This is a genomic window from Acinetobacter schindleri CIP 107287 (genome assembly GCF_000368625.1).
In the GTDB taxonomy this organism is placed as follows: Bacteria; Pseudomonadota; Gammaproteobacteria; order Pseudomonadales; family Moraxellaceae; genus Acinetobacter; species Acinetobacter schindleri.
On the sequence record NZ_KB849574.1, the window covers coordinates 306,652 to 321,285 of the forward strand.

A 14,634-nucleotide genomic window follows, 5' to 3' on the forward strand; every position below is an offset into this window, starting at 1 on the left:
CGTATCGGATACGTAAAAGAAATAGGATTACCATGAGCCAAACCACACAACATGATCTGATTGGTATTGCTGATGTCGCAGCCAAAATCCCCGCTTTCCTGAAAAAAGTACCGAACTTGGTCAATGGGCTTAGGCAGGCTTATTTACGTACCCCAAATACTGCTGCAGGTTTGGGTCTCGCTTTTGAAAAAGCGGTACAGCGCAACCCGGAAGGTATTGCCCTGCGTTTTGAAGACCAGAGCTTTAGCTATACAGAACTGAATGGCTGGGCCAACCAGATTGCACATTACTACCTGTCGCTAGGTGCGAAAAAAGGCGATGTCGTTGCCCTGATGGTCGAGAACCGTCCGGAAATGGTCGCCAGCGTGATCGGTCTGGCCAAGCTTGGCGTGACCATTGCCCTGCTGAATACCTCACAGGTCGGTAAGGTGCTGGCACATAGCATTAATCTGGTTAAACCGATTGCCCTGATTGTGGGTGAAGAGTGTCGTCATGCAGTTAACGAGATCCGTGATGAACTGAATATCGCGGCGGACCGTTTCCACTGGTTTGCAGATCAGCCTACCCAACAAAATCCTGGTCAGGCACCTGAAGGTTTTATCAATCTTGCTGAAGTCATTGATACTTTCCCGAAATTCAATCCATCAACAACACATAATGTGCAAGGTAAAGATGGTCTGTTCTACATCTATACTTCCGGCACTACTGGTCTACCGAAAGCCGTAATCTTTACCAATAGCCGCTGGACCCTTGCTTATGGCACCTATGGTCATGTGCTTAACCTGGGTACAGAGGATGTGATGTACTGCACCCTGCCACTGTATCATGCGACCGGCATGGTGGTGTGCTGGTGTGGTGTGATTGCCGGTGCGGGGACATTTGCAATTCGCCGTAAATTCTCAACCTCTTCATTCTGGAAAGATGTACAAAAATTTGATGCGTCTGCAATTGGGTATGTCGGGGAACTTTGCCGTTACCTGATGGATGCACCTTCTTCAGAGCTGGAAAAAGGTCACCGCGTCAAGAAAATGATCGGTAACGGTATGCGTCCAAATATCTGGGATAAGTTCAAAAACCGTTTCGGTATTGAAGAAGTACTTGAACTATATGCATCCAGTGAAGGCAATGTCGGTTTCAGTAATGTATTCAATTTCGACAATACTGTCGGCTTCTCCCCAACTCCCTACGCGATTGTTGAATTCGATAAAGACAAAAACGAGCCGGTACGTGATGCCAAAGGTCACTGTAAACGTGTCAAAAAAGGCACAACAGGCCTGTTGATTGGTAAAATTACCCGTCGTTCGCCATTTGATGGCTATACCGATCCGGAAAAGAATAAGTCTGTCATTATGAAAGATGTGTTCTGCAAAGGTGATGCCTATTTCAATACCGGCGACCTGGTCCGCGACATCGGTTTCCGTCATGCGCAGTTTGTCGACCGTTTGGGGGATACTTTCCGCTGGAAAGGTGAAAATGTATCGACGACCGAAGTGGAAAACATGCTGACCGAGTATGATAAGATTGTAGAGGCTGTGGTGTATGGGGTGGAAATTCCAAACACCAATGGTCGCGCCGGTATGGCAGCCATTACGCTGAAACCTGAAGCTGAACTGAACGATACCGATCTGAAAGAGATGTTGAGCTGTTTCAAGAAATGTCTGCCTGCTTATTCGGTTCCGGTATTCCTGCGTATACAGCAACAGGTTGAAACCACTGGTACTTTTAAATACCAGAAAAATAAATTGAAAGAGCAAGCATTTGATCCAAGCAAGACTGATGAGCGTTTACTGGTGTGCTTACCGGGAGCAGATGCTTATTGCGATGTAACGGCAGAAGTTTTTACTAACATCCAGGCCTATCAATATCGCTTCTAAGTGCTGAAGTTGCCTATTTTTTGTGTATATAAATTCAATTTGTTGCATTTATAATCAAACATGGGCAACTTTGTTATTTTTTACTTGCGCTGATTTCATATCTTGCTACAATACGCTCCATCAAATGATATGGGTCGTTAGCTCAGTTGGTAGAGCAGCGGACTTTTAATCCGTTGGTCCCGCGTTCGAGTCGCGGACGACCCACCATCTTATCCTTCGGGATAGCGCAATTACCAAATCTTGCGTCGTAAAAATGATCTTCATCATTTCTACTCCTCAGGGTCGTTAGCTCAGTTGGTAGAGCAGCGGACTTTTAATCCGTTGGTCCCGCGTTCGAGTCGCGGACGACCCACCATTCCTCTTCCATTCTGCGAAGATCATAATACCTGTATATTCCAATCAAGATTATCAACCGATCACGGCTTTGATTTGTCTTTTCTGAATTCTTGCTCTCTTAATTTTAAAATATGCCGGGATTATTTTAGATATATTTGTGCGTTATTAGTCCAGTTGCTAGAGCAAGAGCTTCTTAAGCTATGGGGCGTGGTTTCAAGTCCTACACAACCACCAAGCTACAGTTTTCTTTCAATCGTTTTATAATTTTTATCTATATCTGGGCTATGTCAACGCATCAGGATTTTTGTGAGTTTTCTTAGTCTCCCCTCGCCTTATTGTGGCGAAGGCAATTGATTATCGACATCTTTTACCAGTTCATAGGCTATACGTGGCAGCACGTAGTGCTGATCCATCAGCTCTTGACGATTCTCTTTCTGGTTTTTTTCAATATTCATCACCAGCTTGGTATTGTCTTTGACAGTATAAAACAAAACCAGGCCCTCTTTACGGTAGACCACCAGCTCCTTACGAGTGGGATTCAATTCCCAACGGTCTTTACGATAGGTTGAATAAGGTGTCGCCATCTTGTTTTGGAAGGTAAATACCTGACCATGTTGCAAGATACTGCGATATACCAGACCATTCGGGGCAAGGGTGAGAATAAACATTGCCTTGCCATTTTTGCAGGGAGAAAAACCATCATCATTACAACTGACTTCCGTGTAATAGCGTCCCACGAAGTCAACCGCATAATCTGGAATAGGCTGCCCATTAAAGCCATCTTCCTCTCTGAAAGTGGCATGACCAGCAATATCAGTCAGTTTCTTGGCTTGAGTACTTTCATCTAGCGCTTGATTAGCGAGAGAAACAGCTACCTCCTCTTTATGGTGCAACTCAAGTTCAGTATCACTGATCGGTTTACCCGAATGACGCTCACACCCCACCAGCCCGAGTGTACCCAGCAATATCACACCGAGCTGATACTCCAGTCTCTTGAAAGCTTTAAAAACCTTAAATTTCATTTAATTCAACCAGATTATGAACAGCCAAGCATTTTTATAAAATCAAAGGCAGGAGATTATTATTAAATTCAGGAACCTTCGTCTTCATGTTAAAGATTCCGAGAAAAATACTTAATCCCAATTTACATAAATTTACGAATAAATTGTATTTAGACACTTTAAAAATAATGACTTAGCTCCATATTTTAAGAGGAACGTCGTTGTTCTTTTATCTTAATTATTAAGGAGACCTGAATGGCCAATGTTGGTTTATATCGCTCTAACCGCTCGAACATGATTACAGGTGTGATGGGTGGTATTGCTGAACGTTTTGGTTGGAATGCAAATTTACTGCGTCTGATTTTCGTGGTGATCTCTATAATGAGTGCCGCTTTCCCAGGTATCTTGGTTTATCTTGTACTTTGGCTGATCATGCCAAAAAAGCAAGCTATGGTTGAACATACGCCGCATCAGTCTACGGGCTATCAACGACCAATTCGTGATGTAAATAAAGATCCGCTGTAAGTTTCCTTTTTATAGAGTAAATAGTAATTCCCTTTTGCGCTGTGGCATTTCCCCTAATGACCACAGCTTTTTTTTGCCTGCTTCAGGCGATTTGATAAATTGTTAAATTATTTCTTTAGCCTTTGCCAACCGGCTGATTTCTCTATAACTTAGTTAAAAACTCCTTGAAATGGATTCAGGATGACGCAGGCTGAATGGATTGTACTGTGCTTATGTGCTGTAGCAGCATTGTTGCATGGGTTGAGTGGTTTTGGCTTCCCGATGATGAGTACTGCGGTACTATCCAGCCAATATCCATTGAGTCTGGCAGTGACCCTGGTCATTTTTCCCTGCCTGCTCCTGAATCTGTTGATGCTGAATGCTGATCCGCGGCACAGTCTGCTGCAGAGCATTCGCTATTATCTCAAACATTATTGGCCACTGATTTTAAGCAGCTTGATTGGCAGTTTGTTCGGAGTCAAACTGCTGCTATGGCTGAATGAAGGCTATCTCAAACTGCTGCTAGGGACAGTGATTATATTTTATGTACTAGATCAGCTTCGCTCCAAACCTTTTCAGAGTAACCCACATATTCTGAGTATGGTATGTTTTGGTTTATTGGCTGGTGTGATTGGTGGAGCGACCAATGCCATGGCTCCTTTCCTGATGATGTACCTGCTTAGCAGCCAGCTCAGCAAGACCGATATCGTCATTATCAGCAACCTGAATTTTATTGTCAGTAAACTGATCCAGTTACTTTTATTGTTCCCAATCCTGACCCAGATTAATCCACAACAACAATCCATTTTGATCGGTATTACCATTTTTGCTTTGATTGGCGTCTGGATTGGCGGAAAAATCCGTCATCGCCTGTCACAGCGGCATTTTAAATTTTTAGTCTTGGGCTTATTGATGGTTTTAGGCATACAGGCTCTATGGCAGAGTACTGCATTATTACAACATTCAAATCATCTTTTTTTAAATTAGTATAATTTGTAATCAAACATCTTTATGATTAGAAAGATTTTTCATAAAAATTAGCTGTATAAAAACAAGGAGTGTGCGTATGACAAGTCAAAACCTTGCCACCCCCACCAACGTTATGCCCAAAGGCGTAATGAAAGGATGGATCCTGATTATCATCGCGGCCATTGTAGCCTTTATCCTGTATCAGGTTTTACCTTATGACCAGAATGCTAGCAAAGGTCTGGCTCTGCTGGCTTTTATTGGTATTTTATGGCTGACAGAAGCAATTCATATCACTATTACTGCCCTGCTGATTCCCATACTGGCAGTACTGTTAGCCATGCCGATGGCCGACGGCGATGCGCTGGTACCCATTACCACACAAGCTGCTTTAACCACCTTTGCCGATCCGGTTATTTTCCTGTTTTTTGGCGGTTTTGCACTGGCAACGGCGCTGCATATCCAGAAGCTGGACAAGAAAATTGCCATGTGGATTATTTCCTTATCCGGTGGACATTTGGGTATTTCAGTATTGGCCATTTTTGCCGTGACTGCCGCCCTGTCCATGTGGATTTCCAATACCGCTACTGCAGCCATGATGTTACCGCTGGCGCTGGGTTTACTTTCGCATCTGGATGTCGAGAAAGAACGTAAAACCTTCGTATTTATTCTGCTCGGGATTGCCTACTCCGCCAGTATTGGTGGTCTAGGTACAATTGTAGGTTCGCCACCGAATGCCATTGCTGCCAAAGCGCTGGGTTATGACTTTGCAGACTGGATGAAAATCGGTTTGCCGATGATGTTCATTATCTTGCCTGCGATGCTGATCAGTCTGTATCTGGTGCTGCGTCCCAAGCTGAATCACAAAGTGCAGTTTGTCACTGAAGATATTCCCTGGACCCGCAGCCGTATTGCCGCAATGGTGCTATTTATCTGTACTGCCCTGGCCTGGATTTTCAGTAAAAAGCTGACCGAGAATTTTGGTATCAGCCAGCCAGATACCTGGATTGCGATTCTGGCCGCATGTATGGTGGCAATTTTAGGTACCGCAACCTGGAAGCAGATTGCAGAGAATACCGACTGGGGCGTGCTCTATCTGTTTGGCGGCGGCCTGACCTTGAGTGCCATTTTAAAAGATTCAGGCAGCTCTCTGGTCTTAGGTCAAACTCTGGCAAATACCTTTGGTGATACTTCACCTTTAGTGATTATCTTTGTGGTAGCAACCTTCATTATTTTCCTGACCGAATTTACCAGTAATACTGCATCCGCTGCACTACTGGTGCCGGTCTTTGCCGCCATTGCCGATCAGATGGGAATGCCTAAAGAAATTCTGGTGATTGTGATTGGAATCGGCGCATCCTGTGCTTTCATGCTGCCTGTAGCAACACCGCCGAATGCGATTGTCTTTGGTACCGGTTATATTCAGCAGTCGGAAATGATGAAAGTTGGCTTTGTCCTCAACATCATGTGTATTTTCCTGGTATCACTATTTATTTACTGGTTCTTTCTCTAAAGATGAATGGATTAAAAAAAGCACGCTACGGCGTGCTTTTTTATTTTTGAAGATAGATCTACATCCGTCCAGATCAGGCACTCAGCTTGAAATGATTTAACTCCTGATATAAAGCAGCAATCATGTCAGCACGGCTAATGATACCGACCAGCTGACCTTCGTCCAGTACCGGAATATAATTAAAGGAACGCTCAACGAAATACGGCACCAGGTCCTGAATCGGCTGGCCTGGCTGTACAGTCACCACCTTCCGGCTCATGATATGCCCGACTTCGGATTCCCAGCCACTGCGAATATCGGTGGCACGCTCAAACCATTCCACCAGCTGATACATCGCCAAAGTTCCAACCAGTTTCTTTTCCGCATTCACTACCGGTAGGCTCATCAGATTCATCTGTCGGAATTTCGCCAAGGCATGCCGGATATCATCACTTTCCTGCAAGCTGGCAACGTCTTTACTCATGATATCCTGACACAGGAATGGGCTGTCAGCACGTTCACTGGCCTTGCTCTGTGCTTCCAGAATAATTTTTTGCAGGTCATATTCACTGATATCCAGCAACTGGGTCTGTTGATCAAGTACAGCCTGAATATCCTGTGGCTGAATCGTCACTTTCTGGGTCGGGGTTGGATCTTTAGAACGGGTATTAATCTGCAGCTGTTGCGGATAAGCCTTACCCAACATCCGGTTAAATACTATCGCTACCACCATTAACAGTACCGAGTTCAGCAAGACCGGATAGAACACAAAAGCATAGCCCAGCTCATGAATGGCATTGCCGCCCAGTACCGCTGTAATCGCCACCGCCCCACTCGGTGGATGCAGAGAATCGGTGCTTAGCATCAATATAATCGCAATTGCTACGGCCAGACTAAATGCCAGGGTCAGGCTGGGAAACAGCAAAGTACAGCTCACCCCTACGATCGCGGCAATAGTATTTCCAACCACCATATTCCACGGCTGTGCCAGCGGACTGGCAGGTACGGCAAACAGTAATACTGACGAAGCACCCATCGGCGCGATATACCAGGCCTGAAAATCGCCCAGTGCCCACAAGCTGATTAAAGACGACAGTGCCAGACCGATCAATGCACCTAAACCACACAGGATACGGTCTTTGACAGGAAGAATTTTAAAATTTGGCTTAAGGCTTTGCAGCCATTCTGAGGAACTATGCAACACGGTTGGCCTGAATTATTGTTTTGGGGAGTGCAGGCATTATAAAACCCTTGGCTTTAAAGATGTATTTATTTTATATCTTTTACTCATTGGTTTTTCTGCTTATGCTGAGGGTGCTCTATCTAAAAAATTATAATCAGGGCCGCGCCTAAGCGGCGTATTTTCTTCTCTCAAACAAGAATAAAAACGATGCATTTTCTAATCCAGCCTTTACAACAAACCAAAACCGGAATTGCAGTACAACTGTTGCTGGCACCTGTACTCGGTTTAGCCTCACTCTATGGCCCTTTGATGTTCGTGCTGCTGATCTTGCACTTGTTATTCCTGGCTATGACTTCGAGCTCACTTCTACTCTCGATGGTGACTTTCATGCTGATCATGTACATTTTCGGACTCCTGTTCTATCTTTGCCTGATCTATATTCCTTTATGTATCAGTCTATTCGTATTACACCATCTACAGCAGTTTCATATCTTCAGTATTGTACTGGTGGGTATTCTGGCAACGCTGATTCTGGCTTATTTCCTCAGTTCCAATGATCTGCTCAGTACTCTATTCATGATTTCCTGTTTTAGCCTGCCCTCTATCGGATTTTTTATCTTTCTCAGTCTGCGTGCGCATGAACAGGCAGTTGCGTCAGGCGAATAAAAAGCGGCGCAGGCAATTCATGGATAACCTTTGCCACACCCTTGTAAAATCCTTATAATCAAGCACAATTTTTCTCTAATTTTAAGTGGATGACCATGAGTCGCGCCATATCGCATATTGATACCTTCCAAGGCTTAATTCTTGCCTTACAAAACTACTGGGCGGAGCAAGGCTGCGTCGTTTTGCAACCTTACGACATGGAAATGGGTGCAGGGACATTCCACACTGCAACATTCCTTCGTGCGCTAGGTCCTGAAACCTGGAACGCAGCTTATGTTCAGCCATCACGCCGTCCGAAAGATGGCCGTTATGGTGAAAACCCGAACCGTTTGCAACACTACTACCAGTTTCAGGTGGTATTGAAGCCAAACCCGGACAATATCCAGCAGCTTTATCTGGATTCTTTAAAAGCCATCGGTATTGATCCTTTAGTTCACGACATCCGTTTTGTGGAAGATAACTGGGAATCTCCAACACTGGGCGCCTGGGGCTTAGGTTGGGAAGTTTGGCTGAACGGTATGGAAGTGACTCAGTTCACGTACTTCCAGCAAGTGGGCGGTGTTGAATGCTACCCGGTAACAGGCGAAATTACTTACGGTCTTGAGCGTCTGGCAATGTACCTGCAAGGTGTTGATTCAGTTTATGACTTGGTTTGGACCAAAGGTCAGTTCGGTACAGTGACCTATGGCGATGTGTTCCATCAAAATGAAGTAGAACAATCGACTTATAACTTTGAATATGCACCAGTCGATAAAATGTTTGAACTGTTCGACTTCTATGAAGCTGAAGCAACGCGTTTAATCGAAGCAAAGCTGCCACTTCCTGCCTATGAGCAAGTGGTGAAAGCATCGCATAGCTTTAACCTGCTTGATGCACGTGGTGCAATCTCTGTGACTGAACGTCAGCGTTATATCTTACGTGTACGTACATTGGCACGTTCGATTGCAACCAGCTATGTAGCAGCACGTGCTGAACTTGGTTTCCCAATGGCAGAACCACATCTACGTGATGAAGTGTTGGCACAATTAAAAGCGCAAGTTGAAGCAGAAGCAAAAGTTGAATCTAAGGAGAGCAAATAATGTCTAAACATACAGTATTGTTCGAATTAGGCTGTGAAGAACTTCCACCGAAAAGCCTGAAAAAATTACGTGATGCTTTGCAAGCTGAAACGGTTAAAGGCTTAAAAGATGCGGGTCTTGCTTTTGATTCAATCGAAGCTTATGCAGCACCACGTCGCCTTGCACTTAAAATTATCAATGTTGATGGCGCACAAGCAGACACTCAAAAACGTTTTGACGGTCCTGCAAAACAAGCGGCGTTTGATGCTGAAGGCAATCCAACCAAAGCTTTAGAAGGCTTTATGCGTGGTCAAGGCATCACTGTTGATCAAGTATCAACTTTCCAGGCCGGTAAAGTTGAAAAAGTATGCTACTTAAAAGATGTCAAAGGTCAAAGCCTTGATGTACTTTTACCACAAATTTTACAAAATGCTTTAGACAACCTACCAATCGCAAAACGCATGCGTTCAGCGGCAAGCCGTACCGAATTCGTGCGTCCTGTAAAATGGGTGGTGTTATTAAAAGACAACGATGTGGTTGATGCAACCATTCAAGATCACAAAGCAGGTAATGTGACCTATGGTCACCGTTTCCATGCACCTGAAGCGATTACTTTAACGCATGCTGATGAATACCTAGCGAAGTTAAAAACAGCTTACGTTGTGGCGTCTTTTGAAGAGCGTCAAGCCATCATTGATGGTCAAGTGAAAGCATTGGCTGATGAAGTAAATGCAATTGCGATTGTGCCTGCGGATCTTCGTGATGAAGTGACTGCACTGGTTGAATGGCCTGTTGCGCTTCGTGCAAGCTTCGAAGAACGCTTCCTTGCGGTTCCTCAAGAAGCGTTGATCACCACGATGCAGGACAACCAAAAGTATTTCTGCTTAGTGAATAGCGATAATAAACTTCAACCGTACTTCATTACTGTGTCAAACATTGAGTCGAAAGACCCGACACAAATTATTGAAGGTAACGAGAAAGTGGTTCGTCCACGTTTGTCAGATGCTGAATTCTTCTTTTTACAAGACCAAAAACAGCCGCTTGCTTCTCGTAAAGAGAAACTGGCAAACATGGTCTTCCAGGCAGAACTCGGTACGCTTTGGAATAAGTCTGAACGTATTGCAAAACTCGCTGTAGCTTTAGCGCCAATTACAGGTGCAAATGCGGCTGATGCTGAAAAAGCGGCACTTCTTGCGAAATGCGACTTAACCTCTGAACTTGTGGGTGAATTCCCAGAACTTCAAGGCATCGCGGGTACTTACTACGCACGTCTTGAAGGCGAAAATGACGAAGTTGCTGAGTCTTTAGGTGAGCAGTATTTACCTAAATTCGCAGGTGACGTTTTACCGAAAACTAAGACAGGTACAACGATTGCACTTGCAGACCGTTTAGATACTTTGACTGGTATTTTCGGTATTGGTCAAGCGCCTACAGGTTCTAAAGACCCGTTTGCACTACGTCGTTCTGCGATTGGTATCTTACGTCTCGTGACTGAAAATGAGCTTGATGTGTCGATTGAAGACCTCATCAAACTTGCTCTTGCTGCTTATGGCGATGTATTGAAAGATCATGATAAGACGCTAAATGATGCTGTTGCATTCCTTGAAGGTCGTTACCGTGCGAAATACGAAGACCAAGGCGTTGCTGTTGATGTAATTCAAGCCGTTCAAGCGTTGTCTCCAAAATCTCCTCTTGATTTTGACAAGCGTGTAAATGCAGTCAATCACTTCCGTGCCTTGCCTGAAGCTGCTGCTCTTGCTGCTGCGAATAAGCGTGTTGCCAACATTCTTGCAAAAGAAGCTGCACCTGAAGGCTCAGTGGTTGAAGCAAACTTGGTTGAAGATGCTGAAAAAGCATTGTTCGCTGAACTTGCGAAAATCACGCCTGTGGTTGAGCCGTTGTTTGCTGCGAAAGACTACACTGCTGCGCTTTCTGCTTTAGCTGCACTTCGTGCACCTGTAGATGCATTCTTTGATGGTGTGATGGTCATGGCTGATGATGCTGAATTAAAAGCGAACCGTTTACGTATGCTTGCACAATTGCGTGACTTGTTTACGAAAGTGGCTGATATTTCAGTGCTTCAACACTAAGTGTTAATTGCTTGAAATCTAAACAAAACCCCGCTATAAATTAGTGGGGTTTTTTTAATATATTTAGAATGCAAAATATCGACGAAATTAGAGAAAGAATTTATTCCTTACTTGGAAAACACCTTATTCGTTTTCAAACAATAGAGATGAGGCTAAAAAGCCTCGTGAAGATGAATAGAACTATTATTTCTAAACCCAATGATCTACCACTGATTATAGAACCATCTGTACAAAATCAAACATTAGGTGGTTTAACTACAAAAGCTTTAAATTCATTGTTTCTCGTGAATCCCTCAGAGGAAGATACGATCATTCCTGAACCTGAAGATGCTCTTCGTCTAGATATGAAAGTATCTTTTAATTTATGTGAACACAGTCATCATAAACTAAATAGCCAACTACAAGAATTTGTTAAAGATCGAAATTTCATAACACATCACTTTCAAGAAAAATATAATTTATCCAATCTCGATGAATCCAAAGCAGCTGTTGATTTTTTATTAACTTTGGAGAAAAAGCATAAGCCTTTTTTAGATCAATTTGATCAATATTTTTTGACGGCTCAAAAAAGCTTAGAGACTCAAATTAATTTTTTAAAATCCAATCTGTTTAAGACACGTTTCCTCTTCCCTGCAGATGAAATTTATAAAGAAATTGAAAGTTTAATCATTAATAATAAAAAAAATGATGGTTGGATTTCACTGACAACCGTAGGCACATCAATTAATAAAAAATTTCCTGATGCTAATCAAAAAATCAAAATGGAATACGGATTTAAAAATCTTAATGATTTAATTCTTAATACAGGGCTATTCTTACTTAAAATCGAACCTACACTTAAAGGTGAAAGAATACTAATTCAGGTAAACAATGGTGAAGCGATATTTGAATTAATTGAAAACTAGTTTTTATAGCCATTTTTCATTCAAATCCCTATACTCAACCTAACAACACTCAACAAGAAAGAATCATATGAAATTTAAAGCTCTTATTTTGACTGGTCTTGCGGGTATTGCCCTTTCAGCGTGTACATCTCAACCGACCGTTCCTCAACTCCAACTGGGCGTATTACAGGAAGTACAGAATCTTGAGGTTTATCCTGAAACGACGAACAACAGCGCAAAACTGACCAAATTCATGGACAAATGCGTGATCGAATTTAGAGGCCAGCTTGAAAGCAGCCGCGTAATTGAACAATGGTCTTTTAAAGGTTTGACCCTGATTGATGCTGGCTCAGCAACTTTCCAGCGCGACAACACCAGCACTGCACAGAAATTTGACCTGCACAGCGAAACCGCTCAAAAGAACTTCCTGGCACTACGTAATCACTTTGCCAAAGAAGCAATCGAACAGTGTAACTAAGCACCCCGCCCTGTATTTACATCAAATATGGGGCAACTTTTCTTTCAAATAGTCTTCCTATCAAATTTATTCTCTACCTATTCTTGAGATCAGCCAGCTTTACTTCCTTCTTTCTCGGATCATTTAAGTGAATCGCACAGAATATTCATTGTTTTTACATTACCTTCCATTACACTGAAAACAGAATTAAGACCGTTATCCCAATCTGCGAGGTCGATCCCTTATGACCCTGAAAAAAACGACGATGAAAAAAACCAAGATCCTCAGCACTGCATTATTGATGTGTACGCCTCTTTTTATCCAGACTGTTCAAGCTAGTGAAACGCAGCAAGATGCAAAACCGATTGTCCCTTATGGTGATAATCCAAACCTGCTGCATGTATTTGCTTATAAAACCCAACAAGGTGTAATCAATACCGCTGAAAAAGTTGGTGCAGCAGCAGAAAAAGGCATTGCCAAAATCAAGCCGGGTGTGGATCGTGCCTGGGACAATACCAAATCCACCGCAGCCACCACCATTGAAAAAGTAGACCAAGGCGCAACACAAGTGGCTCAGCAAACCGGTCAGAAAATCCAGCAGACTAAAGATGTCTGGCGCGGTAATCCGCAACAGCAAGTCCCGATTGAGCAGCAGCCTTTAAGCCAATCTTCAACAGCAACGCAAAGTGTCACACCGCAGTCACCATCCAGTTCAGGTGGTGCAACCAGTTATGCAGTGGATGATCTCTAAAAAATAGAATATTTAAAAAAGCCCGTTCAGGGCTTTTTTAATCTGAAGAGAATAATATCTGGATTAACTAAATCAGATCAGTTCACCTGTCGAATCGGCTGGCCCGCCTGAAAGGCTTTAACATTTTCTACCATCTGATCCACGATGCGTTGGCGAGCATCGACACTGCCCCAAGCATTGTGCGGGGTAACGATCAAATTCGGAATGCCTGGATCGAGCAGAATATTGCCTTCTTTCGGCGGCTCTATCGTCAGTACATCGGTGGCAGCACCTGCGATTTTGCCTGCACGTAATGCCTGTGCCAGAGCCGCTTCATCAACAATACCGCCACGCGCACAGTTAATCAGGAAGGCACTGGATTTCATGGCTTCCAGCTCGGCATGGCTGATCAGGTTATGGGTATCTTCAGTCAGTGGGCAATGCAAACTCAGGAAATCAACCTGTGGCAATAACTCCGCGAATGGTACACGTGAGGCATCCCCCGGACGGTTAGGTAATGATCCGATCATCACATTCATACCAAACGCTTCTGCCAATTTGGCGACAGCTTTACCCAGTTCGCCATAACCCACAATGCCGAGAGTCTTACCAGACAGTTCTACAATCGGTGCATCCAGCAAACAGAATTGCGTCGCCTTTTGCCATTCGCCTTGTTGTAATTTTTGCTGATAAGGCAGGAAAGACGTCGCCAGATTCAGCATTAACATGAGAGTATGTTGGGCGACAGCGGAAGTGCCATAGGCTTGGCAGTTACACACGACAATATTGCGTGCTTTGGCTGCGGCCAAGTCAACATTATTGGTACCAGTCGCAGAGATTAAAATCAGTTTCAGTTGAGGGCATTGCTGAATGGTTTCGGCATTTACCATGACTTTATTGGTGATGATGACATCGACATCTTGCACGCGTGGCAAAAGTTCAGCCACAGAAGTAGCAGGATATAAGGTTAACTCGTCAAATACGCCATGCAGCGCCTGAAAGTCGAGATCCTGTTGATCTAGAGAAGCATAATCCAAATATACGGCTTTCACGGCCTGACCCTCAATCCTGTTAGACAATTTATCCTGCCATTTAAAACAAGTCATACAGGGTTTTCAACCGTTTTTTAGACTTTATCCTGCTTTGTTTAATCGAGTGGTTTATCCAGATGGTTACGCACAGAATGACGAATTTTGTAAACAATATAAACGGTCAGAATCATCAAAAATACGATAGTTGCACTCAGGAAAATAATGGTCGGGTGTACGCTATCTTTGGCGAATGCCAGATTGGGCAGGCCCAAAGTTAGCATTAAAAATATGGTGGCGAACTGTGTAGATTGCATAAGATGTACCCCCTTCTCACGAAAACGATCGCGTGCGGTGATGAAAAA

Annotated in this window: 14 protein-coding genes and 2 tRNA genes; 12 read left to right on the forward strand and 4 right to left on the reverse strand. The window is 43.6% G+C overall.

Annotated elements, in window-relative coordinates; all coding sequences use genetic code 11:
- The first annotated feature begins 32 nt into the window (after positions 1–32).
- From F955_RS01665 to F955_RS01675, 3 genes are all read left to right on the forward strand, one after another.
- Entirely contained in the window at positions 33–1,874 is a 1,842-nt protein-coding gene (locus tag F955_RS01665; protein WP_004890385.1) for a long-chain-acyl-CoA synthetase, read from the forward strand.
- A gap of 131 nt (positions 1,875–2,005) precedes the next feature.
- Positions 2,006–2,081, forward strand: a tRNA-Lys gene (locus tag F955_RS01670).
- Between the two features lie 72 nt (positions 2,082–2,153).
- Positions 2,154–2,229, forward strand: a tRNA-Lys gene (locus tag F955_RS01675).
- A gap of 313 nt (positions 2,230–2,542) precedes the next feature.
- On the opposite strand, the gene F955_RS01680 is transcribed toward F955_RS01675, so the two are convergent.
- A complete protein-coding gene (locus F955_RS01680; RefSeq protein WP_004890387.1) occupies positions 2,543–3,232 on the reverse strand; it encodes a hypothetical protein in 690 nt (229 codons plus the stop codon).
- Between the two features lie 234 nt (positions 3,233–3,466).
- On the opposite strand from F955_RS01680, the gene F955_RS01685 reads away from it, so the two are divergent.
- From F955_RS01685 to F955_RS01695, 3 genes are all read left to right on the forward strand, one after another.
- Positions 3,467–3,736 (forward strand): PspC domain-containing protein, encoded by a 270-nt coding sequence (locus tag F955_RS01685; protein WP_004890388.1) that lies wholly within the window; start codon positions 3,467–3,469, stop codon positions 3,734–3,736.
- Between the two features lie 180 nt (positions 3,737–3,916).
- Positions 3,917–4,702: a sulfite exporter TauE/SafE family protein gene (locus F955_RS01690; RefSeq protein ID WP_004890392.1), complete on the forward strand. Its 786-nt coding sequence runs from the start codon at positions 3,917–3,919 to the stop codon at positions 4,700–4,702.
- Between the two features lie 79 nt (positions 4,703–4,781).
- Positions 4,782–6,194 (forward strand): SLC13 family permease, encoded by a 1,413-nt coding sequence (locus tag F955_RS01695; protein WP_004890394.1) that lies wholly within the window; start codon positions 4,782–4,784, stop codon positions 6,192–6,194.
- A gap of 73 nt (positions 6,195–6,267) precedes the next feature.
- Here F955_RS01695 and F955_RS01700 read toward each other — a convergent pair whose 3' ends face one another.
- Positions 6,268–7,377, reverse strand: coding sequence for an HPP family protein (locus F955_RS01700; protein ID WP_004890397.1), 1,110 nt, complete (start codon positions 7,375–7,377; stop codon positions 6,268–6,270).
- A gap of 186 nt (positions 7,378–7,563) precedes the next feature.
- Between F955_RS01700 and F955_RS01705 the strand changes: the two genes are divergently transcribed.
- The 6 genes from F955_RS01705 (at position 7,564) to F955_RS01730 (ending at position 13,262) form a co-directional block, all read left to right on the forward strand.
- Positions 7,564–8,022 carry a hypothetical protein gene (locus tag F955_RS01705; RefSeq protein WP_004890400.1) on the forward strand — a complete coding sequence of 153 codons (459 nt, stop codon included), beginning with the start codon at positions 7,564–7,566 and terminating at the stop codon, positions 8,020–8,022.
- Between the two features lie 95 nt (positions 8,023–8,117).
- Complete coding sequence (gene glyQ, locus F955_RS01710) at positions 8,118–9,101, forward strand: glycine--tRNA ligase subunit alpha (RefSeq protein WP_004890401.1); 984 nt, start codon at positions 8,118–8,120, stop codon at positions 9,099–9,101.
- Entirely contained in the window at positions 9,101–11,170 is a 2,070-nt protein-coding gene (gene glyS, locus F955_RS01715; protein WP_004890403.1) for a glycine--tRNA ligase subunit beta, read from the forward strand. Before glyQ ends, glyS begins: the two co-directional genes overlap by 1 nt.
- Positions 11,171–11,340: 170 nt before the next feature.
- Positions 11,341–12,075 (forward strand): OST-HTH/LOTUS domain-containing protein, encoded by a 735-nt coding sequence (locus F955_RS01720; protein ID WP_004890405.1) that lies wholly within the window; start codon positions 11,341–11,343, stop codon positions 12,073–12,075.
- Between the two features lie 67 nt (positions 12,076–12,142).
- The gene (locus tag F955_RS01725) at positions 12,143–12,532 is read left to right on the forward strand and encodes a hypothetical protein (RefSeq protein ID WP_004813407.1); all 390 of its coding nucleotides are present in this window, start codon (positions 12,143–12,145) and stop codon (positions 12,530–12,532) included.
- 223 nt (positions 12,533–12,755) lie between these two features.
- The gene (locus F955_RS01730) at positions 12,756–13,262 is read left to right on the forward strand and encodes a hypothetical protein (protein WP_004890409.1); all 507 of its coding nucleotides are present in this window, start codon (positions 12,756–12,758) and stop codon (positions 13,260–13,262) included.
- Between the two features lie 77 nt (positions 13,263–13,339).
- On the opposite strand, the gene F955_RS01735 is transcribed toward F955_RS01730, so the two are convergent.
- Together F955_RS01735 and F955_RS01740 are read right to left on the reverse strand one after the other, a co-directional pair.
- Positions 13,340–14,293, reverse strand: a complete 954-nt coding sequence (locus F955_RS01735) for a 2-hydroxyacid dehydrogenase (RefSeq protein ID WP_026056755.1) — start codon at positions 14,291–14,293, stop codon at positions 13,340–13,342.
- Positions 14,294–14,388: 95 nt separating this feature from the next.
- A complete protein-coding gene (locus F955_RS01740; RefSeq protein ID WP_004813413.1) occupies positions 14,389–14,586 on the reverse strand; it encodes a hypothetical protein in 198 nt (65 codons plus the stop codon).
- Positions 14,587–14,634: the final 48 nt, after the last annotated feature.